At 69.0% G+C, this 26,865-nt stretch carries 27 protein-coding genes; 19 read left to right on the forward strand and 8 right to left on the reverse strand.

Going from position 1 to position 26,865, the window contains the following annotated elements; translation table 11 throughout:
* Positions 1-212 precede the first annotated feature (212 nt).
* Positions 213-1,136, forward strand: coding sequence for a 2-dehydropantoate 2-reductase (gene panE, locus BM172_RS08000; protein ID WP_026635190.1), 924 nt, complete (start codon positions 213-215; stop codon positions 1,134-1,136).
* 114 nt (positions 1,137-1,250) lie between these two features.
* On the opposite strand, the gene BM172_RS08005 is transcribed toward panE, so the two are convergent.
* From BM172_RS08005 to BM172_RS08015, 3 genes are all read right to left on the reverse strand, one after another.
* Positions 1,251-3,380 (reverse strand): M13 family metallopeptidase, encoded by a 2,130-nt coding sequence (locus tag BM172_RS08005; RefSeq protein WP_026635191.1) that lies wholly within the window; start codon positions 3,378-3,380, stop codon positions 1,251-1,253.
* Between the two features lie 268 nt (positions 3,381-3,648).
* On the reverse strand, positions 3,649-5,430 hold the full coding sequence (locus BM172_RS08010; RefSeq protein ID WP_026635192.1) for a M14 family metallopeptidase: 1,782 nt from the start codon (positions 5,428-5,430) through the stop codon (positions 3,649-3,651).
* Positions 5,427-6,098 (reverse strand): DUF502 domain-containing protein, encoded by a 672-nt coding sequence (locus BM172_RS08015; RefSeq protein ID WP_026635193.1) that lies wholly within the window; start codon positions 6,096-6,098, stop codon positions 5,427-5,429. Before BM172_RS08015 ends, BM172_RS08010 begins: the two co-directional genes overlap by 4 nt.
* Positions 6,099-6,242: 144 nt before the next feature.
* On the opposite strand from BM172_RS08015, the gene BM172_RS08020 reads away from it, so the two are divergent.
* Complete coding sequence (locus tag BM172_RS08020) at positions 6,243-6,755, forward strand: RNA polymerase sigma factor (RefSeq protein WP_026635194.1); 513 nt, start codon at positions 6,243-6,245, stop codon at positions 6,753-6,755.
* A gap of 2 nt (positions 6,756-6,757) precedes the next feature.
* Positions 6,758-7,408 carry a hypothetical protein gene (locus tag BM172_RS08025; RefSeq protein ID WP_026635195.1) on the forward strand — a complete coding sequence of 217 codons (651 nt, stop codon included), beginning with the start codon at positions 6,758-6,760 and terminating at the stop codon, positions 7,406-7,408.
* Positions 7,409-7,526: 118 nt separating this feature from the next.
* Here BM172_RS08025 and BM172_RS08030 read toward each other — a convergent pair whose 3' ends face one another.
* Together BM172_RS08030 and trxA are read right to left on the reverse strand one after the other, a co-directional pair.
* Positions 7,527-7,988 (reverse strand): DUF4442 domain-containing protein, encoded by a 462-nt coding sequence (locus BM172_RS08030; protein ID WP_026635196.1) that lies wholly within the window; start codon positions 7,986-7,988, stop codon positions 7,527-7,529.
* A gap of 65 nt (positions 7,989-8,053) precedes the next feature.
* Positions 8,054-8,914: a thioredoxin gene (gene trxA, locus BM172_RS08035; protein ID WP_026635197.1), complete on the reverse strand. Its 861-nt coding sequence runs from the start codon at positions 8,912-8,914 to the stop codon at positions 8,054-8,056.
* 179 nt (positions 8,915-9,093) lie between these two features.
* On the opposite strand from trxA, the gene BM172_RS08040 reads away from it, so the two are divergent.
* From BM172_RS08040 to nadD, 8 genes are all read left to right on the forward strand, one after another.
* Positions 9,094-9,705 carry a paraquat-inducible protein A gene (locus BM172_RS08040; RefSeq protein ID WP_026635198.1) on the forward strand — a complete coding sequence of 204 codons (612 nt, stop codon included), beginning with the start codon at positions 9,094-9,096 and terminating at the stop codon, positions 9,703-9,705.
* Positions 9,702-10,328, forward strand: a complete 627-nt coding sequence (locus BM172_RS08045; protein WP_026635199.1) for a paraquat-inducible protein A — start codon at positions 9,702-9,704, stop codon at positions 10,326-10,328. Before BM172_RS08040 ends, BM172_RS08045 begins: the two co-directional genes overlap by 4 nt.
* Positions 10,321-11,991, forward strand: a complete 1,671-nt coding sequence (locus tag BM172_RS08050) for a PqiB family protein (protein ID WP_026635200.1) — start codon at positions 10,321-10,323, stop codon at positions 11,989-11,991. Before BM172_RS08045 ends, BM172_RS08050 begins: the two co-directional genes overlap by 8 nt.
* On the forward strand, positions 11,988-12,617 hold the full coding sequence (locus BM172_RS08055; protein ID WP_026635201.1) for a PqiC family protein: 630 nt from the start codon (positions 11,988-11,990) through the stop codon (positions 12,615-12,617). Before BM172_RS08050 ends, BM172_RS08055 begins: the two co-directional genes overlap by 4 nt.
* 140 nt (positions 12,618-12,757) lie before the next feature.
* A complete protein-coding gene (gene leuS / locus BM172_RS08060) occupies positions 12,758-15,415 on the forward strand; it encodes a leucine--tRNA ligase (RefSeq protein ID WP_026635202.1) in 2,658 nt (885 codons plus the stop codon).
* A 5-nt stretch (positions 15,416-15,420) separates the two neighbouring features.
* Positions 15,421-15,963 carry an LPS-assembly lipoprotein LptE gene (lptE, locus tag BM172_RS08065; RefSeq protein WP_090423566.1) on the forward strand — a complete coding sequence of 181 codons (543 nt, stop codon included), beginning with the start codon at positions 15,421-15,423 and terminating at the stop codon, positions 15,961-15,963.
* 4 nt (positions 15,964-15,967) lie between these two features.
* On the forward strand, positions 15,968-16,987 hold the full coding sequence (gene holA, locus BM172_RS08070; protein WP_026635204.1) for a DNA polymerase III subunit delta: 1,020 nt from the start codon (positions 15,968-15,970) through the stop codon (positions 16,985-16,987).
* Positions 16,984-17,619, forward strand: a complete 636-nt coding sequence (nadD, locus tag BM172_RS08075) for a nicotinate-nucleotide adenylyltransferase (protein ID WP_026635205.1) — start codon at positions 16,984-16,986, stop codon at positions 17,617-17,619. The genes holA and nadD overlap by 4 nt, the downstream gene beginning before the upstream one ends.
* An 88-nt stretch (positions 17,620-17,707) precedes the next feature.
* Here nadD and msrB read toward each other — a convergent pair whose 3' ends face one another.
* Positions 17,708-18,400, reverse strand: coding sequence for a peptide-methionine (R)-S-oxide reductase MsrB (msrB, locus tag BM172_RS08080; RefSeq protein ID WP_231504194.1), 693 nt, complete (start codon positions 18,398-18,400; stop codon positions 17,708-17,710).
* A gap of 163 nt (positions 18,401-18,563) precedes the next feature.
* A complete protein-coding gene (locus BM172_RS08085) occupies positions 18,564-20,285 on the reverse strand; it encodes a cytochrome c biogenesis protein DipZ (RefSeq protein ID WP_026635207.1) in 1,722 nt (573 codons plus the stop codon).
* Positions 20,286-20,556: 271 nt separating this feature from the next.
* Between BM172_RS08085 and BM172_RS08090 the strand changes: the two genes are divergently transcribed.
* The 8 genes from BM172_RS08090 to BM172_RS08120 all read left to right on the forward strand — a co-directional run bounded on the left by BM172_RS08090 (position 20,557) and on the right by BM172_RS08120 (position 25,878).
* Entirely contained in the window at positions 20,557-21,081 is a 525-nt protein-coding gene (locus BM172_RS08090; protein ID WP_035323363.1) for a sigma-70 family RNA polymerase sigma factor, read from the forward strand.
* Between the two features lie 5 nt (positions 21,082-21,086).
* Complete coding sequence (locus tag BM172_RS08095) at positions 21,087-21,740, forward strand: NrsF family protein (protein ID WP_026635209.1); 654 nt, start codon at positions 21,087-21,089, stop codon at positions 21,738-21,740.
* A gap of 512 nt (positions 21,741-22,252) precedes the next feature.
* Positions 22,253-22,540, forward strand: a complete 288-nt coding sequence (locus tag BM172_RS22140; protein ID WP_143096484.1) for a hypothetical protein — start codon at positions 22,253-22,255, stop codon at positions 22,538-22,540.
* A 110-nt stretch (positions 22,541-22,650) separates the two neighbouring features.
* Positions 22,651-23,724, forward strand: a complete 1,074-nt coding sequence (locus BM172_RS08100) for an NAD(P)H-dependent flavin oxidoreductase (protein WP_026635210.1) — start codon at positions 22,651-22,653, stop codon at positions 23,722-23,724.
* A gap of 112 nt (positions 23,725-23,836) precedes the next feature.
* Complete coding sequence (gene rsfS / locus BM172_RS08105) at positions 23,837-24,226, forward strand: ribosome silencing factor (protein ID WP_051548658.1); 390 nt, start codon at positions 23,837-23,839, stop codon at positions 24,224-24,226.
* A gap of 93 nt (positions 24,227-24,319) precedes the next feature.
* Entirely contained in the window at positions 24,320-24,790 is a 471-nt protein-coding gene (rlmH, locus tag BM172_RS08110; protein WP_026635211.1) for a 23S rRNA (pseudouridine(1915)-N(3))-methyltransferase RlmH, read from the forward strand.
* A 63-nt stretch (positions 24,791-24,853) separates the two neighbouring features.
* Entirely contained in the window at positions 24,854-25,306 is a 453-nt protein-coding gene (locus BM172_RS08115) for a GNAT family N-acetyltransferase (RefSeq protein ID WP_026635212.1), read from the forward strand.
* 11 nt (positions 25,307-25,317) lie between these two features.
* Positions 25,318-25,878: a Maf family protein gene (locus BM172_RS08120; RefSeq protein WP_026635213.1), complete on the forward strand. Its 561-nt coding sequence runs from the start codon at positions 25,318-25,320 to the stop codon at positions 25,876-25,878.
* An 80-nt stretch (positions 25,879-25,958) separates the two neighbouring features.
* Here the strand turns inward: BM172_RS08120 and BM172_RS08125 are convergent, their stop codons facing one another.
* On the reverse strand, positions 25,959-26,756 hold the full coding sequence (locus BM172_RS08125; protein ID WP_051548659.1) for a CPBP family intramembrane glutamic endopeptidase: 798 nt from the start codon (positions 26,754-26,756) through the stop codon (positions 25,959-25,961).
* Between the last annotated feature and the right edge of the window lie 109 nt (positions 26,757-26,865).

Raw genomic sequence — 26,865 nt, forward strand, 5'->3', positions numbered from 1 at the left:
CGGGGTTGTCGATCACGGCGCTGCCGGCGGATCCCCTGGGTAGGCCGTGATCTTCACATCGTATTTTTAATGAGAATGATTTGCAATCATTCCGTTCACGGACGGGCTTCCCGGGCACCGCAGCCGGAGCCCATGCCGCCCCGGCGTACACTCCGGCTTCCCCTCGCCGGCCCGCACGTGTTTCGGACCGGCCGCCCCCAAGGAGATCTTCGATGCGCATCCTGGTTGTCGGCGCCGGCGCCACCGGTGGCTATTTCGGCGGACGCCTGCTGGAAAGCGGGCAGGACGTGAGCTTTCTGGTGCGACCGGCGCGCGCGCAGGCGCTGGCCCGCCATGGATTGGCGATCCGCAGTGCGTTCGGCGACGCCACGCTGCGCGCACCGACGGTGGGCGCCGACGCCTTGCACGAGCCATACGACCTGGTCCTGCTCAGCTGCAAGGCCTACCACCTGCCGCAGGTGATCGCCGACGTCGCGCCTGCCGTGGGCGAGGGCACGGCGATCCTGCCGCTGCTCAACGGCATGCGGCATCTGGATGCATTGGATGCGCGCTTCGGCGCGGCGCGCGTGCTCGGCGGGCTGTGCGTGATCGCGGCAACGCTGGGCGCCGACGGCGAAATCCGCCACCTCAACCGCTCGCACAGCCTGACTTTCGGCGAGCGCGACGGCTCGCGCTCGGCGCGCGTCGAACGCATTGCCCGGGCGATGGAGGGCGTGACGTTCGAAGCGCGGCTGAGCCACAGCGTGCTGCAGGACATGTGGGACAAGTGGGTGTTCCTGGCCTCGCTGGCCGGCATCACCTGCCTGATGCGCGCACCGGTCGGCGACATCGTCGCCGCGCCCGGCGGCCTCGACGCCACGCTGGCGTTGCTGGAAGACTGCCGCCGCGTCGCCTCCGACAACGGCCATGCGCCGTCGGAAAGCGTGCTGGCGAAGGCGCGCGGTGTGCTGACCGAAGAAGGCTCGACGCTCAGTGCGTCGATGATGCGCGACCTGGAGCAGGGTGGCCCGGTCGAAGCCGAGCATGTGGTCGGGGATCTGATTGCGCGCGCCGCGCCGGGTGCCGCGCTGCCGCTGCTGCGTATCGCCTATGCGCATCTGAAGGCGTACGAGCACCGCCGTACACGCGATGCTTGATGCTCGTCATCCCGGCCTGCGCCGGGATGACGGCAAAGAAAAAAGCGCCGCACTCGCGTGCGGCGCTTTTCATTTCACGCCGAAGTGCCGCGACTCACGCCGCGGCACCGCAGGTCACCAGATCTTCACCTGCTTCTCGCCCTCACGCACCATCGCGTCGCCCGGCTTGCACTGGAAGGCCTTGGCGAAGGCTTCCATGTTCGACGGGGCGCCGATCGCGCGCAGCGAAGCCGGTGCGTGCGGGTCGGTGTTGAGGTAGAGCAGGGCCTGCTTCTCGCGCACGTGGCCGCGCCACACGCGGGCCCAGTTGAGGAAGAAGCGCTGGTCCGGCGTGTAGCCGTCAGTCTTCTGCTCGGTCGAGCCCGGGGTCTTGGACAGCACGCTCTGCAGCGCGTCGTAGGCCACGTTCATGCCGCCGAGGTCGGCGATGTTCTCGCCCAGGGTCAGCTTGCCGTTGACGTGCGCGTCCGGCTTGTCCTTGATCGGCGTGTAGTCGTTGAACTGCGCCACCAGCTTGTCGGTGCGCGCGTCGAACTTGGCGCGGTCGTCCTTGGTCCACCAGTTTTCCTGGTTGCCGGCGCCGTCGAACTGACTGCCTTCGTCGTCGAAGCCGTGGCTGGCCTCGTGGCCGATCACGGCACCGATGCCGCCGTAGTTGATGGCGTCGTCGGCGCTGGCGTCGAAGAACGGCGGCTGCAGGATCGCGGCCGGGAAGTTGATGGTGTTGTCGGTCGGGTTGTAATACGCGTTGACCGTCTGCGGCGTCATGCCCCACTCCTTGCGGTCGGTGGGCTTGCCGATCTTGGCCAGGTCGTAGTCGTAATTGAACTTCGACGCAGCCTGCACGTTGGCGTAGAAGTTGTCGCCGCTGACATTCAGGCCGGACCAGTCACGCCACTTGTCGGGGTAGCCGATCTTCGGCAGGAAGGTGTTCCACTTGGCGACGGCCTTTTCCTTGGTGGCGTCGCTCATCCAGTCCAGCTTCTGGATGCGTGCCTTCAGCGCATTGCGCACGTTGTCGACCAGCTCCTGCGCACGCTCCTTGGCCTCGGGCTTGAACACCTTGGCCACGTACAGCTGGCCCAGCGCCTCGCCCATCGAGCCGTTCACCGCGCCCAGCACGCGCTTCCAGCGCGGCTTCTGCTGCGGCTGGCCGGCCAGGGTCTTGCCGTAGAAGTCGAACTTGTTGTCCTGGAACGCCTTGCTCAGGTACGGCGAAGCGTCGCTGATGGTGTGGAAGCGCAGGTAGGCCTGCCACTGCTCGGCCGGCGCCGAGGCCAGCAGCTTGTCGAACTCGGCGAAGAACTTCGGCTGCGACAGCGAGAAGCCCTTGTCGACGGTCACGCCCTGCGCGCTGAAGAACTTCTCCCAGCTGAAGTGCGGGGTGACCTTGTCGGCTTCCTTCACGCTGACGAAGTGGTACTGGTTCTTCGGATCGCGTTCTTCCACCGGCGCCAGCGAAGCCTTGGCCAGTTCGGTCTCGAATTTCAGCACGTCGTCGGCCTGCTTCTTGGCGTCGGCCTCGGCCACGCCGGTCAGCTGCAGGGCCTGCGCGACATGCGCCACGTAGGCGTCGCGGATGTCCTTGTACTTCGGATCGAGGTAGTAGTCCTTGGTCGGCAGGCCCAGGCCGCTCTGGTTGGCGTAGGCGATCTGCATGTCGGCGTGCTTGAAGTCCGCGCCGGCGCCGAACTGGAACACCTGGCCGTCGCCCTCGGCGTAGCTCTTGGTGATGTAGTCGGCCACGTCCGCGCCGCTCTTCAGCGCGGCGATGGCGTCGAGCTTGGGCTTGATCGGCTCGAAGCCGGCCTTCTCGATGGCGTCTTCGTTCATGCCCGACTGGTACAGCAGGCCGATCTTCTGCTCGATCGAACCGGCCTGCGCCTGGGCGGCGCCCTTGGCGGCGGCGTCGACGATGTCATGCTGCGTGTTGAGGCTGTTCTCGGCCAGCTGGTCGAAGGCGCCCCAGCGGGTGCGGTCTTCGGGGATCGGGTTGGCGGCGACCCACTTGGCGTTGACGAAGCCGTTGAAGTCCTGGCAAGCGTTGATGCCTGTATCCAGCTCGCTGACGTCGAAGGGACTCTTCTTGGCGGCCGGCGCGGCGGCGGCGGTGGTGGCGGCCGGGGCAGGCGCGCTGCCGGCGGCGGCAGGGGCCTTCCCGGCGTCGTCGTGCTTGCCGCAGGCGGACAGCGTCAGGGCCAGGCTCACCGCAAGGGCGAGCGGCTTCAGGTACGGCTTGGTCATGGATCTCCCTCTCATACGAATGGCGCCCCCGCGGGGCGGAAAATGCCGGTACGGCCGGTACCGCGGGTATCCCCTGTCACGGCCGCGACCCTCGAAGCTAGGTCAAAGGTCACGGTCCGGCCCAGTGTCAAAGGTCAGGGGCGGGGATGTCAGGCTGCATGCGTTGAGCCGGTGTAGGTTGGGGTGAGCCGCAGGCGAACCCCAACAGCCCGCACGGCCGGGCTCCCGTTGGGGTTCGCCTGCGGCTCACCCCAACCTACGTTGGCCCTTACCGGGCCAGGCCCTGCAAACTGGCCGCGTCGATCCGGTACACGGGGTACAGCCCGACATCCTGAGCCGTGTACCAGGGCGAGCGCTCGAAGAAGAAGAACAGCCGCTGCGAGGGGCTGGCGGCGAAGGCGGCGTCCTCGTGGAGCTTCTTGTCGAAGGCGGCCTTCAGCGCAGGATCCTTCGCCAGCATGTCGCGCGCCAACTGCTCCAGCACGCGCGGCTCGCCGTATTCCTTCGGCTCGAACACCGCGTCGAGGAAGCCCCAGCGCAGCAGCGAGTCCGGCGCCTGCGGCTCGAGCAGCTCGATCGCCACATTGGCCGTGCGCTGGTCCATCGGCACGATGACCGAACCGGCCGGCAGCTCGACCTCGCGCGCGGTGGCGGACTGGGCGAAATCGCGCAGCATCAGATGGCCTTCGAACGGCTTGTTCGCCCACTGCGGCTTGTCCAGCTGGTAAGCCTGCACCTTGAGCTTCGCCGGCCTGGCCAGGCGGCGGTAGGCGATGCCGTGTTCGTCGAGCTTCTCGATCACCTGCGTCCACTGCGCGGGCACCACGTACGCGGCCGGTGGCGCGATGGCGGTATCGGGCAGCAGGCCGTTCCAGTTCTGGATGTCGTAGGTGCGCGGCTTCGACGGGTCGTAGCGGATCCACTCGCTGTTGGACACATCGCTATGCGTGAGGCTGAACTCGTAGCCCTTGAACTTGAATGGCGTCGGCGCCGGATCGTCCTTGAAGCTCAGCGCGACTTCCGCCTTCGGGTCGCGCGCACGCGCCACCACTGCCGCGTCCGCCTTGCGGTTGATCGCGATCAGGTTCGCCGCGTCCGCGCCGGCCTGCTCCAGCATCAGCGCGACCAGGTCGTAGGTGCCGCGCACGCGCACTTCGTAGCTCTTCAGCATGTGCGTCTCCACCAGCAGCGCCGGGCGGTTCTGCAGCGCCGCGTAGCCGGTGGAGAAGCGCGGGCCGGAGCCGAAGTTGACGATGCCCTTGCGCGGATCGCGGCCGTCCTTGAATTCCAGGTAGATCGAGGCGAGGTGGCCGCGCTGTTCGTAGGCGGGAATCACCTTGTCGTTGAGCAGATGCTGTTGCCACGCGCTGACCCCGGCATCGAGCTTGTGCGGGTCTTCCAGATACCAGGTGAGGTCGTACTGGTAATCCGCGCCGTCGGTGGTGTGGATATCCATCAGCAGGTCGGGCTGCCAGCGCTGCCACAGTTTCAGCCAGTCGCGCATTTCCGGCGCATCGGCCTTGACGTAGTCGCGGTTGAGGTTGAGGTACTGCGACTGGCCGCGGAAGCCCATGCGGTCCGGGCCGTTCTGGTTGATGCGGTGATAGGGGCTGGCGTTCTCGTGGCCGTCCACGCTGAACACCGGAATGAACACCAGCACCGCATGATCCAGCAGGTGCGGCAGCTTGCCGGTCACGGCGAAATCGCGCAGCAGCATCAGGCCGGCGTCCTTGCCCTCGATCTCGCCGGGATGGATGCCGGCCTGCACCAGCACCACCGGCTTGCCCGCCTTGCGCGCGGCTTCCGGCGTGAACGTGCCGTCGCCGCTGGCGATCACCACCGTCATCGGACGGCCCTGCGGCGAGGTGCCGAAGCTTTCCACTTTCAACTTGCCGGGCGCCGCCTCGGCGAGCTTGCGCAGATACGCCAGCGTGTCCGCATAGCTGGGCGTGGTGCGGAAGTGCGCGGCCTCGGCGGGCGTGGTCCAGTCGGCGGCATGGGCGAAGCTCGCGGAGGTGACGAGCAGGGCGGCGAACAGCAGTCGGTTCATGTGCGGTCCTGGGGGTGCGACAACGTAGCGGGCGAAGCCGGCAGGGTATCGGGCGCCACCGCGCCGCCGGAAATAATGAAGGCCATGGCCTGGTCCATGGTCCAGTCGGTCGGCGTCAGCTCGTCCACCGGCACCACTTCGAGATAGCCGCCGGTAGGGTTGGGTGTGGTGGGGATGTACACCGCGGCCATCTCGCGGCCGCTGCCTTGCTCGGTCATCACGCGGGTGACGAAGCCGACCACCTTCATGCCCTTGCGCGGGAAGTCGATCAGCACCACGCGCTGCACGCCCGAGGGCTTCTGCTGCAGCACCGCCATCAGCTTCTTGGTGCCGCCGTAGATGGTCTGCACCAGCGGGATGCGTGCGAGCAGGCCGTCGAAGGCCTCCAGCAGGCGCTGGCCGATCACCCGGTTGGCCAGCCAGCCGAGCAGGTACAGCGCCAGCAAGGTCAGCACCAGGGCCAGCACGAACAGCAGCCAGCCGCGGTTGAGCGCTTCGCCCAGGGCCGGCGACGCGCGCCCGGTCGCGGCAAGGAAGGCCGCGACCAGCGGCGTGCCGATCCCGGCCAGCAGGCCGAGCACGAACTTGAACACCAGCCAGGTCACCCACAGCGGGATGAAGGTCAGCAGGCCGGTGAACAGATAGCGTTTGATGCGCAGTCGCCGCATGGGGCGGGCCCTCGGGTAGCGGGGAAGCGGGCATTGTAGGGGGCGGGCGGCGGGGGCCGGCCGTGACGTTCGGCCCTTTCGCCGGCCGGCTGTGATTTTTTTCGCGGCCGCGCGAATCATGGAGGGAGAGCCAGGGGAGCGAGCATGGGCAGCAGGCCGGACCAGCACGTATTCGAACAGCGATTGCGCGAACACCGGCGGCTGATCGCCAAGGTGGCGAGCGTCTACGCCGCCGGCGCGGAGGACCGGCGCGACCTGGAGCAGGAAATCTGCGTGCAGCTGTGGCGCGCCTTTCCCGGCTACGACGAGCGCCGCGCCCGCTTCTCCACCTGGCTCTACCGCATCGCGTTGAACGTGGCGATCTCGCAGGTGCGCAGCAGCGCGGCCGGCGCCGGACGGCTGGAACCGCTGCAGCCGCATCACCTGGACACCATCGGTGCGGACGAAGCGCCGGAGCGCGACGAGCGCCTGGTCGCGCTGTACGCCTTCATCGGCCAGCTCGAACCGCTCAACCGCGCGCTGATCCTGCTGTACCTGGAAGACCGCAGCTACGCCGAGATCGCCGAGGTGCTCGGCATCAGCGAAACCAACGTGGCGACCAAGCTCGGTCGCATCAAACAGACATTGCGCGACCGCATGGTCGCCGCGGAGGCATGACGATGGAACTGGATGATCTCAAGCAGAGCTGGCAGGCGCTGGACCGTCGTCTGGCGCAGCAGCACGAACTGAACCTGCAGCTGCATCGCGAAAGCCGGCTGGAGAAGATGAAGCACGGCCTGCGCCCGCTGTGGGTGGGCCAGATCGTGCAGATCGTCGCGGGCGCCTTGCTCAGTCTGGTCGCCGGCAACTTCTGGTTCGAGCATCGGCAGTTTCCGCACCTGCTGTTCTGCGGCGTGCTGGTGCATCTGTACGGCGTGCTGATGATCGTGTTCGGAGCGCGCAATCTGCACCTGGTCAAGCAGGTGGATTACGCGGCACCGGTGCTGGAGATCCAGCGGCGGCTGGCAGAATTGCGCGCATGGAAAACCAGGATCGAGGCACCGGTATTCCTGGTGACCGGCTGCTTCGTGTGGATTCCCGCGCTGCTGATGCTGTTCGCGGGGTTGGGCGCCGATGTATGGCGGCTGCATCCGGACGTGGTGCTGTGGCTGTGCGCCAGCGGCGTGGCCAGCCTCGCGCTGGCGTGGCTGGCGATCCATCTGATCAGGTGCGTGTGGGGTGCGCGGGTGCTGGAGCGCGAAGCGGCCGGCTACAGCGTGCGCCGCGCGGAAGCGGCGCTGGACGAAGTGCGCCGGTTTGAAAACGACTGACCGGAACATCTGCGTAGGTTGGGGTGAGCCGCAGGCGAACCCCAACATGCATGTGTCACCACGAAACGCCCCGCATTGCTGGGGTTCGCCTGCGGCTCACCTCAACCTACGCCGGACGTTATGCCATCTCGCGGGCTCGCGGCTTCAGGCGCACATACAGCTGCTTGCGCACCTTCGCCACCACCTCGCCATCCGCGGTCTTCACGTCCGTCTCGAACCAGCGCAACACCTTCTCGCCATTCGCCGCGGCCGCGCGCAGTTCGTCGATCACCGCCGGTTCCAGCTTGAACTGCGCATAGACGTCGGCGCGCCCCGGTGCCACGAAGTCGATGGCGCCGGCCTTGTCCCACACGAAGTACTCGCCGCCCAGCTGGTGCATCACCAGCAGCATCCAGAACGGATCGGTCATGGAAAAAAGATTGCCGCCGAACTGGGTGCGCACGTAGTTGCGGTTCCACGGCCGCAGGCGCAGCACCACCCGCGCTTCCGAGTAATCCTCCGCCACGTGCTGCACGCGGATGCTGTTGAACAGGAACGGCGGCCAGAGGTTGAGCAGGCGGCGGAAGGTGGATGCGCGCATCGGAGGGCGTGACTGGCGAAAGGTACGCCAGTCTACGCTATGCATACGCCACCGTATGGGCTGGTTCAGAACAGCAGCGAAGCCATTCGCCGGCGGTACTTGCCGACCAGCTCGGCGTCGTCGAGCGTGGCGAAGGCGGCGAGCAGGCGCTTTTTGGCCTGGCCTTCGTTCCAGTCGCGGGCCTTCTCCAGGATGGCCAGGAACTGCTCCAGGCCGGCGGCCGCATCGCCCTCCAGCAGCAGGCGCACGCCGAGCAGGTCGCGCGCCGGCCAGTCCGCGGCATCGGCCTGCACGCGCTGCTGCAGCTCGCCCAGCGAGGGCGCGCCCTGCAGTGCGCGGGCCAGGTCGAGCTGGCTGCGCAGGCGCACGGCGCGGGCGTCGGTGGCGAGATTGGCGGGCAGGCTGGTCAGCTCGGCTTCGGCGGCGTCGGCCTGGCCGGCCTTCATCAGGGCCAGGGCCAGGTCGAGCTTGAGCTCCGCGCGGTCCGGCTCGGCGGCGATCTCGGCGCGCAGGCGCGCGATCGCCGCATCGGCGGTTTCGGCCGGGGCGAGCTCGGCTTCTTCGGTCGCGCCCTCGCGCGGCTGCACGTGGCGCTGCAGGAATTCGCGCAGCTGGCCCTCGGGCAGGGCGCCGGCGAAGCCGTCGACGATCTGGCCGTCCTTCACCAGGATCACCGTGGGAATGCTGCGCACGCCGAACATGCCGGCCAGCTGCTGGTTCTTGTCGACGTCGACCTTGGCCAGGCGGAACGCGCCGTTGAAGGCGGTCGCCAGTTTCTCCAGCAGCGGCCCCAGGGTCTTGCAGGGGCCGCACCAGGTCGCCCAGAAGTCGATCAGGATCGGCGTGGTCAGCGAAGCCTGCAGCACCTCGGCTTCGAAGTTCTCCTGGTCAACGTCGAAGACATGGGTGGGGGCGTCGCTGGTCACGGCTGAAGCTCCGGGGGATAAGAGGAATCGGAAACAGATCAGGGCAGCGCGGAGCATATCAAGAGGCGCCGGCAGGCCGTTCCCGGCCCGTGCTGAATGGCCCGAACGGCAGGTGGTCGCTTGCTGCGCGGATTTGAGAGAATCCGCGGGATGACGAGCCGCACCTAAGACCACCCCTCATGGCCGATAGCCAGCCGCTGCTGATCTGCGAGCACTGCGACACCGTCTACCGGCGGCGCGAGCTGTGCTGCGGCGAGATTGCGCGCTGCCTGCGCTGCGACGCCATCCTGGAGCGGCACCACCGCCTGGGCGTGGGCGCGATGTTCGCCCTGGTGGTCACCGCGATGCTGGTCTTCGTGCAGGCCAACGTATGGCCCATCGTCACCCTCGGCCTCAGCGGGCAGATGATCAGCACCACGCTGTGGGGCGCCATCGTGATGATGTGGCGCGAGCATTCGCAGATCGTGTCGATGCTGGCCGCCGCCACGCTGTTCTTCTTTCCGCTGGGCAAGATGCTGCTGCTGGGCTGGGTGCTGTTCTTCGCCCAGCAGGGCCGCCGCGCGCCGGGTTTCCGCCTGGCCATGGTGGCGCTGTACCGGCTGGGGCCGTGGACCATGAGCGAGGTGTTCGTGCTCGGCGCGCTGGTGGCGATCGTCAAGGCGCGCGTGTACTTCGAGGTGATCCTCAACCCGGGCATCTTCGCCTACGCCGCGCTCACCCTGCTGATCACCGTGTTCGCCAGCATCGACCTGCGCCGCCTGTGGGAGCTGGTGCCGGAGCGCAGCGCGTGAGCCAGGACCTGCCGCGCGCCGACGAGCTGGGCCTGATCGGCTGCCACGTCTGCGGCCTGGTCTGCCGCGACACCGGCGCGGAAGGCGCGCACTGCCCGCGCTGCCACTCGGCGCTGCACCGGCGCAAGCAGGCCAGCTACAGCCGCACGCTGGCGCTGCTGCTGGCCGCCTTCATGCTGTACATCCCCGCCAACGTGCTGCCGATCATGCGCACCGCCAGCGTGGGCGACATCGACGACAACACCATCCTGAGCGGCGTGATCGAGCTGTGGGTGAAGGGCTCGCCGGACCTGGCGGTGATCGTCTTCACCGCCAGCATCGTGGTGCCGATGCTGAAATTCCTGGCGCTGGGGCTGCTGCTGTGGAGTTCGCGCCACGCCACGCCGTGGGCGCGGCGGCAGCGCGCCAAGCTCTATCGGCTGGTCGAGCTGATCGGCTACTGGTCGATGCTGGACGTGTTCGTGGTGGCGCTGCTGACGGCGCTGGTGCGGTTCGGTGTATTGAGCCTGGTGGAACCCCTGCCCGGCGTGGTGTTCTTCGGCCTCACGGTGATCCTCACCATGTTCGCCTCGATGAGTTTCGACCCCAGGCTGATCTGGGATGGCAGGGAATCCGATGACTGACCAACAAGTGCCTTCCGACCTGCCCGAACCGGTGGTGCGCAAGCCGCGCATCAACGCCTCCTTCGTGTGGCTGATCCCCGTGCTCGCCGCGCTGGTCGGCCTGTCGCTGGTGATCAACGCGTGGATGCAGGCCGGGCCCACCATCACCATCAGCTTCCAGAGCGCCGAAGGCCTGGACCCGGGCAAGACGCCGGTGAAGTACAAGAACGTGGTGATCGGCCGCGTCACCGCGGTGACCCTGGCCAAGGACCGCAGCCATGTCACCGCCAAGGTCTCGCTGGAAAAGAGCGCCGAGGGCTTCGCCACCGCCGACACGCGCTTCTGGGTGGTGCGCCCGCGCATCGGCTTAGGGGGCGTGTCCGGCATCGATACACTGCTGTCCGGCGCCTTCATCGGCGCGGACGTGGGCGAGTCGAAGGAATCGCGCGACGAATTCACCGGCCTGGAGGAACCGCCCGCGGTGACCCACGGCGCGCCGGGCAAGACCTTCAAGCTGCACACCGACGACCTCGGCTCGCTGGATATCGGCTCGCCGGTCTACTACCGCCGCATCCAGGTCGGCCGCGTGGTCACCTACCAGCTGGACAAGGACGGCAAGGGCGTGAGCCTGCAGATCTTCGTCGACGGGCCCAACGACGAGTTCGTCAGCAAGTCCACGCGTTTCTGGAATGCCAGCGGCGTGGACGTGTCGATCGGCGCCGACGGCGTCAAGCTCAACACGCAGTCGCTGGCGACCGTGCTGGCCGGCGGCGTGGCTTTCGGCGCACCGCTGGGCCCGCACGACGAGACGCCGGCCGAGCAGGGCGCGGAATTCCGCCTGTTCGGCGAACAGGCCACCGCGATGGCGCCGCCGGACGGCGAGCCGCGCTATATCCGCATGCGCTTCGACCAATCGCTGCGCGGCTTGAAGGTGGATGCGCCGGTGGAATTCCTCGGCGTGCCGTTCGGTCGCGTGGTCTCGATCAACCTGGACTTCGACGAGAAGACCCAGACCTTCCCGGTGATCGTCGGTGCGGTGGTCTATCCGCAGCGGCTCGGCCGCGCGCACGACAAGCTGGTGGCGCTGGCGAAGGCGCGCGGCGACGACGCGCAGCTGTCGCAGATGATGGGCCGCCTGATCGAGCACGGCCTGCGCGCGCAGGCACGCTCGGGCAACCTGCTCACCGGCCAGCTCTACATCGCGCTGGACTTCGTGCCGAAGGCGCCGAAGGTGCCGTACGACCCGATGGTGAAGCCGCTGGAGATCCCGACCGTGCCGGGCAGCTTCGACAAGCTGCAGGAGCAGCTGGCGGAGATCGTCGACAAGATCCAGAAGATCCCGTTCGACAGCATCGGCCAGAACGCCAACGCGACCCTGGCCGAGCTCAATCGCACGCTGAAGAAGGTCAACGACGACGTGCTGCCGGAGTTCAAGACCACGCTGCAGGGCGCGCAGCAGACCCTGGGCAACGCCAACAACGCGCTGTCGGCGGATTCCCCGCTGCAGCAGAACCTGGGCGGCACCGTGCAGGAGATGCAGCGCACGGTGCGCTCGCTGCGCGTGCTGACCGATTACCTCGGCGCCCATCCGGACGCGCTGCTGCGTGGCCGCCGGGCGGATGCCCCGCCGGAACGCAACGCGCCGCCGGCCCCGACGTCGACGCAAGAAGGGAGCAAGCCATGATCCGCATCGGACATCTCGCCATCATCCTCGGCGGCGCGCTGGTGCTGGCCGCCTGCGGCGGCTCGGCGCCGGTGCGCTACTACACGCTGGTGCCGGCAGCGGATGCCTACGCGCCGACCGCGACGCAATCCGCCATCACGCCGTCCGCCGCGCCGTTCCAGTTCGAACTGCTGCCGGTCGGTGTGCCGGCCCAGGTCGACCAGCCGCAGCTGGTGGTGCGCCAGGGCGGGCAGGGCGTGGCGGTGCTGGACGGCGAACGCTGGATCGCCCCGCTGGGCGACGAGGTGCGCGGCGCGCTGTCGGCCGACCTGGCGCGCCAGCTGCACACCCAGGACGTGAGCGGCCTGCCGGCCGGCGCCAGGCCGGTGCTGCGCATCAAGGTCGACCTGCGCCGCTTCGACTCGGTGCCGGGCAGCTATGCGCTGCTCGATGCGGCATGGAGCGTGCGGCCGCTCAAGGGCGGCACGCCGGTCTCCTGCACCAGCCGCGTGCAGGAGAGCGTGGGCCAGGGCTATGCGGCCCTGGTGCAGGGCCACCAGCGGGCGCTGGACGGCCTGGCCGCGCAGATCGCCACGGCGGCGCAGGCGGTGGCCGCGGGCCAGGCCGCGGACTGTCCGGCGGGCTGAGCGCGACATGGCCGGAGGGCGGGTCCGCGCCCGCTCCCCGGTCCCCGGGCACCCTCGCATCTGCTAGTCTGCCGCGTTCACCCGCAGCCGCCGGCGGACTCCGGCTCGAGCTGCCGCAAACGAGTTCAGGCGCCGGACACATGCAGGACAACCAAGCAGCACAGGGCAGCACCGACCAGGCCAGCGAGCAGGCCGGTGAGCACAGTTATCGGGCGCAGGCGGTGGAGGCCGCCGCGCAGCAGTACTGGCGCGAGCAGCGCGCCTACGAGGTGAAGGAAGATCCTTCGCGCCCGAAGTTCTACTGCCTCTCGATGCTGCCGTACCCCTCCGGCGCCCTGCACATGGGCCACGTGCGCAACTACACCATCGGCGACGTGATCAGCCGCTTCCAGCGCATGAACGGCAAGAACGTGCTGCAGCCGATGGGCTGGGACGCGTTCGGCCTGCCGGCCGAGAACGCCGCGATCAAGAACAAGACCGCGCCGGCCAAGTGGACTTACCAGAACATCGAGCACATGCGCGGCCAGCTGCAGCGCATGGGTTTTGCCTACGACTGGACGCGCGAGTTCGCCACCTGCCGCCCGGAGTACTACCGCTGGGAACAGCTGATGTTCACCCGGCTGATGAAGAAGGGCCTGGCCTACCGCAAGAACGCGGTGGTGAACTGGGACCCGGTCGACCAGACCGTGCTGGCCAACGAGCAGGTGGTCGACGGCCGCGGCTGGCGCTCCGGCGCCCTGGTCGAGAAGCGCGAGATCCCGCAGTGGTTCCTCAAGATCACCGACTACGCGCAGGAACTGCTGGACGGCCTGGACACGCTGCCGGGCTGGCCCGACGCGGTGAAGACCATGCAGCGCAACTGGATCGGTCGCTCCGAAGGCCTGGAGATCCACTTCGCCGTCGAGGGCGAGGCCGAGCCGCTGACCGTGTTCACCACGCGTCCCGACACGCTGATGGGCGCCACCTTCGTCTCCATCGCCGGCGAGCATCCGCTGGCGCTGAAGGCCGCGCAGGGCAATACCGGGCTGGCTTCCTTCCTGGACGAACTGCGCCATGGCGGCGTGTCCGAGGCGGAACTGGAGACGCAGGAAAAGCGCGGCATGGCCACCGGCTTGTCCGCCATCCACCCGATCACCGGCGAGAAGCTGCCGGTGTGGGTCGCCAACTTCGTGCTGATGGGCTACGGCACCGGCGCGGTGATGGCGGTGCCCGGGCATGACGAGCGCGACTTCGAGTTCGCGCACAAGTACGACCTGCCGATCAGGCAGGTGATCGCCGCCGGCGACGAGACCTACGATCCGGACAAGTGGCAGGAGTGGTACTCCGACAAGACCCGCGCCGACATGCGCGTGGTCCACTCCGGCGCGCTGGACGGCAAGAACTACCGCGAGGCCTTCGATTACCTCGCCGCCACGCTGGAAGGCGAGGGCAAGGGCCAGCGCCGCGTCAACTGGCGCCTGCGCGACTGGGGCGTCAGCCGCCAGCGCTACTGGGGCTGCCCGATCCCGGTGATCTACTGCTCGAAGTGCGAGGCGGTGCCGGTGCCGGAAGACCAACTGCCGGTGGTGCTGCCGGAAGACGTCGCGTTCTCCGGCGTGCAGTCGCCGATCAAGGCCGACCCCGAGTGGCGCAAGACCACCTGCCCGCAGTGCGGCGGCCCGGCCGAGCGCGAGACCGACACCTTCGACACTTTCATGGAGTCGAGCTGGTACTACGCGCGCTACACCAGCCCCGGCGCCGATGCGCAGGTCGATGAGCGCGCCAATTACTGGCTGCCGGTGGACCAGTACATCGGCGGCATCGAGCACGCCATCCTGCACCTGCTGTACTTCCGCTTCTATCACAAGCTGATGCGCGACGCGGGCCTGGTGCAGGCCGACGAGCCGGCCACCAACCTGCTGTGCCAGGGCATGGTGATCGCCGAGACGTTCTATCGCGACAACGCCGACGGCTCGAAGGACTGGATCAATCCCGCCGACGTGGAAATCCAGCGCGACGAGAAAGCGCGCGTGGTCGGCGCGGTGCTGAAGAGCGATGGCCAGCCGGTGAGGATCGGCGGCACCGAGAAGATGTCCAAGTCCAAGAACAACGGCATCGACCCGCAGGCGATGGTGGAGAAGTTCGGCGCCGACACGGTGCGCCTGTTCTCGATGTTCGCCGCGCCGCCGGAGCAGTCGCTGGAATGGAGCGAGGCCGGCGTGGAAGGCATGGCGCGCTTCCTGCGCCGCTTCTGGCGCGAGGTGACCACGCACGCCGCGGGTCCTGACCACGCCGTGGTCGACCCGGCCGCGCTGGACGCCGGCCAGAAGGCGCTGCGCCGCCAGCTGCACGAGACCATCCAGAAGGTCGGCGACGACGTCGGCCGCCGCCACTCGTTCAACACCGCCATCGCCGCGCTGATGGAACTGCTGAACGCCCTGGGCAAGTTCGACGACCACAGCGAGCAGGGCCGCGCCGTGCGTCACGAGGCGCTGGAGGCGATGGTGCTGCTGCTCAACCCGGTGGTGCCGCACGTCAGCCACGCGCTGTGGCAGGTGCTGGGCCACCCGGCCGAGGTGCTGGAAGACCAGCCCTGGCCGAAGGCGGACGAAGCCGCGCTGGTGCGCGATTCGCTGACCCTGGCGGTACAGGTCAACGGCAAGTTGCGCGGTACCATCGAGATCGCCGCCGGCGCCTCGAAGGAGCAGGCCGAGCAGCTGGCCCTGGCGCACCCGAACGTGATCGCGTTCATGGAAGGCCAGAGCGTACGCAAGGTGATCGTGGTCCCGGGCAAGATCGTCAACATCGTCGCAGGATGAAATCCATGAGCCGCATGTTCAAAGCTTCGTTGTTGCTGGTGTCCGCCCTCGCGCTCACGGCGTGCGGCTTTCATCTCCGCCAGAGCGCGGCGCTGCCGTCCGCGATGCAGCACGTGCACCTGACGGTGAACGGCGGCATCGACCTGCAGCGCGACCTCGCCCGCGCGCTGGAAGCTTCCGGCGTGACGGTGGAAGACAAGCCCGGCCCCGGCATCGCCGAGCTGCGCGTCCCGCAGGCGGCTTTCAGCACCGAGACGCTCACCGTGAGCGGCTATGCGCGCGTCACCGAATACGCGGTGCGCTACCAGGTGCAGTTCCAGTTGAACGACGGCGCCGGCCAGGTGCTGCTGCCGCTGCAGAACATCAGCATGTCGCGCGAATTCAGCTACGACGCCACCAATACCATCGGCACCACGGCCCAGGTGGAAGAGATCCAGCGCAGCCTCAACGACGACATGGTGCAGTCCATCCTGTTCCGCCTGCAGGCGCTGCAGAAGCACGGCGGCGGCGCGGTGGCGCCGGCCGCGGCGTCTTCCTCCGCGCACTGAGCCCATGCCGCTCAATTCCACGCAGTGGCAGAAGGCGCTGGCTGGCGACAGCCTGCGTCCGGTGTACCTGCTGGCCGGCGAGGAACTGCTGGTGCTGGAAGCCGCCGACGCGCTGCGTGCGCAGGCGCGCCGCCTCGGCTACACCGAGCGCGAAGTGCTCGACGTCGGCAATCATTTCGACTGGGACGACCTGGCGCGCTCGGCCGCCGGCATGTCGCTGTTCGCCACGCGCCGCCTGCTCGACCTGCGCCTGCCCACCGGCCGCCCCGGCACCGAGGGCGCCAAGGCGATCAACGAGTTCTGCGCGAACCCGCCGCCGGACGTCACCCTGCTGATCACCGCGATCGAGTGGAGCAGCAAGCACGAGGGCGCGTGGACCAGGAACCTGGATGCCGCCGGCGCGCTGGTGGTGTTCAACGCGCCCAAGCCGCACGAATGGGCGGCCTGGGTCGGCGCACGGCTGGCCTCGCGCGGCCTCAGCGCCACGCCGGACGCCGCCGCGCTGCTGGCCGAGCGCGTGGAGGGCAACCTGCTCGCCGCCGCGCAGGAGATCGACAAGCTCGCCGTGCTGCGCGGCGAGGGCGGTGGCGCTCGCATCGACGCGACCGAGATGGAACACCTGGTCGCCGACAGCGCGCGCTACGACGCCTTCAAGCTCACCGACGCGGCCTTCGCCGGCGACGGCGGCCGCGCGCTGCACATCCTGGCCGGCCTGCGCGCCGAGGGCGACGAGCTGATCGCGCTGATGGGCTGGCTGGTCAATCAATTGCAGCTGGCGCTGCGCCTGGCCAATGCGCGCGATTTCGCCGCGCAGGCCCGCGCCGAGCGCCTGTGGCCGGCGCGCGAGCAGCTGTTCCGCAAGGCGCTGCGCCGCGCGCCGCGCGAGCACTGGTTGCAGTGCCTGGCGCGCGCCGCGCGCATCGACCGCATCGCCAAGGGCCGCGAGGCCGGCGATGCCTGGCTGGAGGCGGAACGCCTGATCGCCGCCATCGCCGAACCGCGGGCCGCCAGCGCGCTCGCATGAAGCCCCTGGCGCTGTTCGGCGGCACCTTCGATCCGGTGCACCTGGGTCATCTGAGCGTGGCCTGGGAAGCGGCCGAGCTGCTCGACGCCGAGGTGCGGCTGATGCCGGCCAATGTGCCGCCGCACAAGCCGGCACCGCTGGCGAATGCGGAGCAGCGGGTGGCGATGCTGCACGCGGCGTTGCAGAAGCAGGGCCGCTTGGCGGTGGATACGCGGGAGCTGCGGCGCGGCGGGCCGTCGTATACGTATGACACGTTGTGCGAGTTGCGCGCTGAGGTGGGTGCGCGGCCGCTGGTGCTGTTGTTAGGTGTGGATGCGTTCGCGGGGTTGCCGAGTTGGCATCGCTGGCGCGAGCTGTTCGAGGTGGCGCACCTGGGTGTGTTGAGTCGGCCCGGCGTCGAGCCGGAATTGCCGCATACGCTGTGGACGGAGATCGAGGCACGTCGTACCGACGATGTGGCCGAACTGCACGCGCACCCGGCCGGCTGCGTGATCGAACTGGCGGTGACGCCGCTGGAGATTTCCGCCACGCGCATTCGCGAACTGCTGGCGGCGGGACGCGACCCGCGTTATCTGCTGCCCTGCGGGCTGTTCGAAGATCCGGCGCTGCTCGCGCCGTACCGCAGAACGTAGGTTGGGGTGAGCCGCAGGCGAACCCCAACATTGCCGTGCACCCGGATGTTGGGGTTCGCCTGCGGCTCACCCCAACCTACGCGGCTGGTCAGGCACCTCGCGGCACAAACCGCAGCGCCACCGAATTCATGCAGTAGCGCAACCCCGTCGGTCGCGGTCCGTCCGTGAACACATGCCCCAGATGGCTGTCGCATCCGGCGCAGCTCACTTTCGTGCGCACCATGCCCAGGCTGTAGTCGTTGCTCTCGACGATGTTCGCCTTTGCGATCGGCTGCCAGAAGCTCGGCCAGCCGGTGCCGGAGTCGAACTTGGTGGATGCGTCGAACAGCGCGGTGTCGCAGCCGGGGCAGCGGAACAGGCCTTTTGCATGCAGATTCCAGTACTGCCCGCTGAAAGGACGCTCGGTCGCTTCGCGGCGCATCACGTCGAACGCATCGGCGGAAAGCCGCTGGCGCCATTGCGTGTCGGTCAGTACCAGCTTCTGCACGTGGCAAGGGCCGAGGTGGCGGCCGTCGGCGTCGGCGAAGCATTCGAGGATCAGGTCTTTGACGGCGGTAGGCGCTGCGGCGGACGCGGTAGCGAGGGGCGATGCGCCGCGGGGCCATAGCAGCGCGGTAGCTGCGACGCCGGCACCACCTAGCGCGAGGATGCGCAGGAACGAGCGGCGCTGTTCGTTCTGGACGTTGCGGATAGAGCGGGTGTTCATGGGAGCCTCTGCGTTGAGTACTGATCGGTCCGACATCAGTGGGCGTCGGTGTATTTCCTCAGTCTCCAGATCCAATTCCTTCTCCCTCCGGGAGAAGGTGCCGGCAGGCGGATGAGGGTTCGGGCGGAGTGGAGCGCACCACTTCGGCCGTACCCTCACCCCAACCCCTCTCTCCCACGGGGACTACCTTCGGGTCGCCGGAGGGAGAGGGACTTTGCGCTGCGCACTTGCGGGCGCATCAACCGAAAGTGAAGGCGTAGGCGCGCACGTCCGGGTCGAGGAATTCGATCTCGAACTGCCGCTCGCCGGTGCCCTGCGCCTGGCGCACCAGCTGGTACAGGCGCTGCGTGGTCACCGTGCCGTTGCCGCCGGCGTCGGTATCCATGCCGTGGTCGGCGCCGGGCGCCTTGCCGTCGATGCGCACGCGGAAGCGCACCGGCTTGCCGTCGGCACCGGGGCCGAGCACCAGGTGCAGGTCGCGGCCGCGGAAGCGGTAGACGATGCGGCCGCCGGCGGCATCGAGCCGCGCATCTTCGGAGCCCACGGTCCAGGCGCCGTCGAACGACCACTGGTTGGCGCGCAGCGTGGCGGGCACGCGGTAAGTCTCGCGGTCGTTGCGGATCAGCGGGCCGCCGACGAAGTTCTGCGCGCGCGCATAGCCGACGTAGGTTTCCGGCGAGCGGTCGGCAGCCTGCGAATCGGCGGCCTCGGCGCCCTTCGCGTCCGGCTGCACGTAGCCGCCGGGAAGATCCTTCTGGCCGGCCTCGGTGAGCAGCTGGCGGATCACGTCCTCGCTCTGCGCATAGCCGCCTTCGCCGAAATGGTGGTGGCGGATGCGGCCCTGCGTGTCGATGAAGTAATGCGCGGGCCAGTAGCGGTTGTTGAAGCCCTGCCAGATCGCATAGTCGTTATCGAGCGCGACCGGATAGTTCACGCCCAGGTCCTGCACCGCGCGCCGCACGTTGCCCAGGTCCTTCTCGAAGGCGAATTCCGGCGCGTGCACGCCGAGTATCACCAGGCCGTGGTCCTTGTACTTGTCGGCCCAGGCGCGCACGTAGGGCAGGGCGCGGATGCAGTTGATGCAGGAATAGGTCCAGAAATCGACCAGCACCACCTTGCCGCGCAGCGAAGCGGCGGTCAGCGGCGTGCTGTTGATCCACGCGGTGGCACCGGCCAGCGACGGCAGCTGGCCTTCGACCGGCAGCGCTTCGCCGGCCTTGCGCTCCGGCTGCGGCGCGGGCGGCGGCGTCACCGCATCGACCAGGCGCTGCTCGATGCCGCCGGTGCTGGCCAGCGAGACGCGGGTGAGCAGGCCGGTATCCAGGCCCAGCGCGATCGCCGCCACGCCGGCCAGCACCAGCACGCCGAGCACGCGGCGCACCCATTCGCCCGCGCCGAGCGAACGCTTCATCAGCGCGAACACTTTGCCGCCGACCAGCAGCGCCAGCGCCAGCGAGGTCGCCGCACCGGCGGCGTAGGTGAGCAGCAGCAGGGTGGTCTGCACGCTGGCGCCGTTGAGCGCGGCGCCGGTCAGCAGCAGGCCCAGGATCGGCCCGGCGCAGGGCGCCCACAGCAGGCCGGTGGCGATGCCGAGGCCCGCGGCGGACAGCGCCGAGCCTTGGTCGCTTTCCGCGCGTTGCGTGAGGCGATTGCCCAGGGCCACGAACGGTCGCGCGATCCAGTCCGCGATGCGCGACGACAGCAGGGTCAGCCCGAGCAGCGCCAGCACGATCAAGGCCACCCAACGCCCGTATTGGTTGGCCCGCACCGCCCAGCCGCCGCCCACCGCCGCCAGCGTGGCGACCAGGGCGAAGGTCAGCGCCATGCCCAGCAGCATCGGCAGGCCGTTGCGCAGGAACGGACGGTCGGCGCGGGCGAACACGAACGGCAGCACCGGCAGGATGCAGGGGCTGAGGATGGTCAGCACGCCGCCGAGGTAGGCAAGGATCAGTACGAGCATGGAGGCGAATCCAGGAGCAGGTTGATGGGCTATTCGGAGCGGGACGGCAGGGAGTTACCTCGCGCAGAAAATCTTCGCCGCGGGTAACCCTGGACCCGCGTCCTGCGAAGAACGCTCGAACCCCTGCCGCGAGCCGGCCATGCATGCGAGCTTGACCGCGGACGGCGCCTTGGGTCTAGATGGCGTATTCCGCCGTCCGGATTCACGCGCCGCCTTGTCCGCCACCACCGCCAGCGACCAGCACGAAGCCGACCGGCGCCGAGCGGCGTGGATGGCTGCGGCGCAGGCGGGCGACCGCCGCGCCTACGAGCGCGTGCTGGCCGATTCGCTGCCGCTGATCCGCGCCGCCGCGCGCCGGCAGGGCGTGCCGATCGACAACATCGACGACGTGGTGCAGGAGACCCTGCTCACCGTGCATCGCGTGCGTCATACCTACGATCCTTCGCGCTCGTACGACGCCTGGATCACCGCCATCGCCTCGCGCCGCGCGATCGACGCGCTGCGCAGCCACGGCCGCCGCGACCGCCGCGAGCTGCACGACGAGCAGGTTCTCGACATGCAGACCGACCATGCCGACGCCACGCTCGATACCGAGCGCGAGCAGGCCGCGCGGCGCCTGCATGCGGCGATCGCCACGCTGCCGCCCGGCCAGCGCGAAGCGGTGGAACAGCTGGCCCTGCGCGAACGCTCGCTCGCCGAGGCGGCGCAGCACACCGGCCGCAACGCCGGCGCGCTGAAGGTCAACCTGCATCGCGCGCTGAAGGCGCTGCGCAACCGTATCCACGGAGATTCCTGATCGCCATGTCCGACCCACGCAACCACCACGCCCTGATCGACGCGCTCGGCGCCGAGCTGGCGCCGGTGCGCCGGCTGCCGCCGCCGTGGCGGCGCGCGGCCGGGTGGCTGCTGGTGGTGGCCGCCATCGCCGCGGCGCTGTTCGCGCATTACGGCCCCGAGGGCATGCTGCGGCGCTGGGCGGGCACGCCGGACCTGGCCTGGGCCGGCGTCGGCGCGGTGCTGACCGCGATCACCGCCGCCTGGGCGGCCTTCACCCTGGGCGTGCCCGGGCGCAGCCCACGCTGGGCCTGGCTGCCGCTGGCGCCGGCGCTGCTGTGGGTCGGCGCCAGCGGACTGGGCTGTCTGCGCGACTGGGTCGCCCCGGGCACGGTGGTGGCGGGACCGCACCAGCCGATCGGCTGCCTGCAATTCATCCTGGCCTTCTCGGTGCCGCTGTCGGCGCTGCTGATCTGGCTGCTGCGCCGCGCCTGCCCGCTGCGGCCGGTGCTCACCGCGATGCTGATCGGCCTGGCCAGCGCCGCCGCCTCGGCAAGCCTGCTGGAGATCTGCCACGAGTTCGATGCCGCGGCCAGCGATTTGCTGACGCATGCGCTCGCGGTGGTGCTGGTGATCGGCATCAATGCCGCGATGGGCGGCCGCCTGTTGCAATCGCGCTGAGATTTTTCGGCAGATCGTCAGTTTCGCGACAGCCGTACGAACTTTCGTTTCCCTGGTGCGACGCAACGCGCGGCGTGCGCGGCGCGCATGCTCGCGACGTCGCGTCACGGCGCAAAGCACGCTGAAGCGCATCGCACCGCAGCTGACGGCCGGGTGATGCCGCAGTGAACGCAAGAACCGCGCTCTGAGGCATCGCAACACGGCATTCACGCGAAGCGGGCGAGACGGTATTGACGCTGAACGGCGCGGTTTTCCCTGGCGAAGGTCGCGCGGGCCAGCGAGATAGGCTTGCCGGGTCGGCGGCGCAGGAGGGGGCGCTGCCGCGGCGTCGTGGCGGAAACGTTGTGTACCGCCTGACGCAGCGTGTCCGCCGCCGGTTCGCCGGTGGCGGTACCGCCGGGGCGGCCCGGGAGGGGGCCGCCCCGGCTCTTTATGTCGCAGAGCTGTTCTTGAAAGTTTGGGGAAGCGCGGCTCCTGGCCGCAGAAACTCACTACTGAAGGAGAACGCATCCATGAAAGTTTCCCGTAACGCCGTCCTCGGTCTTTCCATCGCACTCGCTCTCGCTGCAGGCATCGGCCAGGCCAGCGCGCAGGAAACCACCCCCGCCGCTTCGTCGACCTCGATGAAGTCCGACACGCAGATGAAAAAGGACTCGATGAAGTCCAACGACTCGATGAAGTCGAGCGATTCGATGAGCTCCGGCGACTCGATGAAGTCCGACACCGGCGCCAAGCCGCACCACAAGAAAGGCCACAAGAAGACCGCCGAACCGGCTTCGTCCTCGACCGCCGGCCACTGATCGAAACTTGCTGTCGCACGCGCGGCCCTCTCCGGCGACGGGGAGGGCCGCTGCGTTTCCGTGGTGTAATGCGCGGGTTTCGCGAGGAGACTTGTCTGAGGAGATCCGCGATGGCCCCTTCTTTCGTCGCGCGGCTCGGCATCGAGCATCCGCTGATCCAGGCGCCGATGTCCGGCTCCACCACGCCGGCCCTGGTCGCCGCCGTTTCCAATGCCGGTGCGCTGGGCTCGCTGGGCGCGGGTTACCTGGAGCCGCAGGCCATCCTCGACCAGGCCGACGAGGTGCGCACGCTCAGCGACAAGCCGTTCGGGCTCAACCTGTTCGTGCTGCCGGAAAGCTTCGAGGTGGACATGGCCGCGGTCGACGCCGCGCGCCGCGCGCTCGATGCGCTGATGGAACGCGAGGGGCTGGCTGTCCGCACCACCATCCCGGCGCGCTGGGCGCCATCCTTCCATGACCAGTTCGCCGCGCTGTGCGAGGCGCGTCCCGCGGTGGCGAGCTTTGCCTTCGACCTGATCACTTCCGCGCAGGTGCGCCAGCTCAAGCAGCTGGGCATCGTGGTGGTCGGCACCGCCACCACCGTGGCCGAGGCGCGTGCCTGGGAAGCGCTCGGCGCCGACGCCGTGAGCCTGCAGAGCGCGGAAGCGGGCGGCCATCGCGGCACCTTCCTGCACGATGCCGAGGACGGCATGATCGGCCTGTTCGCGCTGCTGCCGCTGGCGGCGCGCGCGGTGAAGATCCCGCTGATCGCCGCCGGCGGCATCATGGACGGCCGCGGCATGCTCGCCGCCGAAGTACTGGGCGCCGCCGCCAGCCAGCTGGGCACGGCCTTCCTGGCCTGTCCGGAATGCGGCGCGGCGGCGGGCTGGAAGCGCGACCTGCCGCAGTCGGCCGAGCAGGACGTCACCACCATCCGCAGCTTCTCCGGCCGCGCCGCGCGCGGCCTGCGCAACACCTACGTAAAGGCCATGGCAGATATCTCGGCCAGCCTGCCGGCCTATCCGGTCACCAACGCGCTGACCTCGCCGCTGCGCAAGGCCGCCGTCGCCGCGGGCCGCCCGGACCTCACCAACGAATGGTGCGGGCAGGGCGCCGGGCTGTCGCGCACCATGCCGGCCGGCGAGCTGGTCGCCGTGCTCATGGACGAGTACGCCCAGGCGCGCCGCGCTTTCGCATTCGATTGAAACCTGGGGTGGAACCCAGGCTTGACGCGGCTTCGCGGGTGCGGCGGTATACTGCGCCCGCGCCGCCGCCTGATGCTGGCGGCGTACCGTTCCGCACTGAGGGCACGCCCACTTGAGTCAGACTTCCCAACGCAACAAGGCGGCCGACACCGCCACCCTCCGCAAGCACGTCATCGACGCGCTCGAAGAACTGAAAGCCAAGGACATCCGCGAGATCGATGTTCGCGGCAAGACCTCCATCGCCGACCTGCTGGTCATCGCTTCCGGCACCTCCGCGCGACACGTCAAATCCATTGCCGACGAAGTGGTCAAGTTCGCCAAGAAGGCGGGCGTGATGCCGCTCGGCGTGGAAGGCGAGCAGGAAGCCGAATGGGTGCTGGTGGATCTGGGCGACGTGATCGTCCATGTGATGCTGCCGCGCATCCGCGAGTTCTACGGCCTCGAGCGGCTGTGGACCGTGGGCGACCGCGAGCAGGACAGCCAGGCCGTCGGCGCGGGCTGAGCGCCCCGCGCCGAATTTGCTTCGCGCGGCACCGGCGACGGTGCACGCCATGTCTTTGTCACCCTCTTTTTTCGATCCTGCCGCCTTCCGCCCATGCGCGCCCGTTTGATTGCCGTCGGTGAACGCATGCCCGCCTGGGTGGCCGAAGGCTTCGCCGAATACCGCAAGCGCCTCTCGCACGAGCTGCCGCTGGAGCTGGTCGAGCTCAAGCCGGGCGTGCGCGGCAAGGGGCGCGACGACGCGCGTGCGATCCAGGACGAAGGCGCCGCGATCCTAGCGGCGCTGCCGCGCGATATCCACGTGGTCGCACTCGACGGTCGCGGCAAGACCTGGTCCAGCGAAGATCTCGCCGCGCAGCTGGCGAAGTGGCGCATGTCCGGCCGCGACCTGGCCTTCCTGATCGGCGGGCCGGACGGCCATGCGCCCGAGGTGCTGGCGCGCGCGGACCAGCGCTGGTCGCTCGGTCCGCTCACCCTGCCGCACATGCTGGTGCGGCTGGTGCTGGCCGAGCAGCTGTATCGCGCCACCACGCTGCTGGCCGGGCATCCCTACCACCGGGCCTGACCCTCCGGTGCAAGCGCGTGGGCTTGCTATGCTCGCCGCACTTTTCCCGCGGCGGGTCATTCCATGTCCATCATCGTGCGGCAGGCCACCATCCATGATCTCGACCTCGTCGCGCCGCTGTTCGACGCCTATCGCCAGTTCTACGCGCAGCCGGCGGATCTCGCGCTGGCACGGCGTTTCCTGGAAGAGCGTTTCCGGCATGCGGAATCGGTCGTCCTGCTGGCATTGAACGAAGCGACCGGCGAGGGCGTCGGTTTCACCCAGCTGTATCCGCTGTTTTCCTCGGTGCGCGCGACGCGCCGCTACCTGCTCAACGACTTGTTCGTGACGCCGGAAAAGCGCCGCTTTGGCGTCGCCGCCGCGCTGCTGCACGCAGCCACCGCGCATGCCCGCGCCATGGGCATGGCCGGCATGTCGCTGTCCACCGCCAACGACAACCTGCCGGCGCAGCGCCTGTACGAATCGATGGGCTGGCAGCTCGACAGCGGCTTCCGCGAATACCACCTCACGCTGTGAAAGGGTCCCCGATGCTTTACCTCGCTTCGCAATCGCCGCGCCGCCGCCAGCTGCTGGAGCAGATCGGCGTCGCCTTCACACCGATCGACGTGGACGTGCCCGAACAGCGCGAGCCGGGCGAGCTGCCGCTGCACTACGTCAGCCGCGTCGCGCGCGACAAGGCGCGCGCCGGCATGGCGGGCCTGCCGCCGGATGCGCTGGTGCTGAGCGCGGATACCGAGGTGGTGCTGGACGACGAAGTGTTCGGCAAGCCGGCGGATGCCGCCGACGCCGCGGCGATGCTGCGCCGGCTCTCCGGCCGCACGCACGAGACCATCTCGGTGGTGTGGGCGGTGCAGGGCGCGCGCGCGGAAAGCGCGACCAGCGTGTCGCGCGTGCGTTTCGCCGCGCTGAGCGATGCGGACATCGCCGCCTACGTCGCCAGCGGCGAGCCGTTCGGGCGCGCCGGCGCCTATGCGATCCAGGGCCTGGGCGCGACGCTGATCGAGCATCTGGAAGGCAGCTACACCGGCGTGATGGGCTTGCCGGTGTTCGAGACCGCGCGCCTGCTGCGCCGCTTCGACCCGGCGTAGGTTGGGGTGAGCCGCAGGCGAACCCCAACAGGCGTTCGTTCGTGCAGGCCCGTTGGGGTTCGCCTGCAGCTCTCCCCAACCTACGATGCGCTCACCACGAACCACGACACCACCGCCAGCGCATTGTTGACGCCATGCGCCAGCACCGCCGGCCACAGCGAGCCCGAAGCCAGCCGCAGCCACGCCAGCACCATGCCGAGCAGCAGCAGGTTGGGCAGGGCGTACCACAGGAAACCGAGGTCAGGCAGGTGCACGCAGGCGAACAGCGCCGCGGTGATGAACATCGCCGCACCCGCCGGCGCATGGCGCAGCGCCGCCGACAGCAGCACGCCGCGGAACAGCAGTTCCTCCACCAGCGGCCCCAGCGTCACCACCAGCAGCGCCAGCGGCATGCGCAGCAGCGGCGAGGCGGCGGCGCCGAGCTGCTTGATGTCCTGGCTGACTTCGTGGCCGCGCGCGAACCATTGCGTAAGCAGGCCGCCGACGATGGGCAGCACCAGGCCCGCCGCCAGCGCGATCGCGTAATAACCGGCCTGCGCAGACGGCGCGAAGCCGAAGCCGGGCGGCGCCGGCAGCCGCCATAGCGCGGGCCAGCGGCGGCGCGCCAGCAGCAGGGTCACCGTCGCGGTGATCAGCAGGGTGAGCATCACCATCAGCGCGTTGACGTCCGAGCGCAGCAGCAGCGCCTGGATCTGCGCCATCGCCTCGCCGTGGCGGAAGCCGTGCAGCAGGCCCACAGTGAGGCCGAGCAGCAGCCCGACCACCGCGCCCACCACGTATTGCAGCAGGAAGTACAGCGCGATCAGCCCCAGCGCGGCCCACAACGTGGGCGCCACCGGTGCCGGCGTGAACGCGGAGTCAAGGCGGGGGGCTTCCATCGGGTTCATCCTGCTGCGGGTGGATCGGCCTCAAAGCCCAGGCCAGGCCGTTGCCCCTACTCCCTGACTGTTCCGACGCACCCACGCTAAACGCCGCCGCCGCGGCCGC

The sequence above is a fragment of the Dyella marensis genome, from assembly GCF_900112865.1.
GTDB classification, from domain to species: Bacteria; Pseudomonadota; Gammaproteobacteria; order Xanthomonadales; family Rhodanobacteraceae; genus Dyella_D; species Dyella_D marensis_A.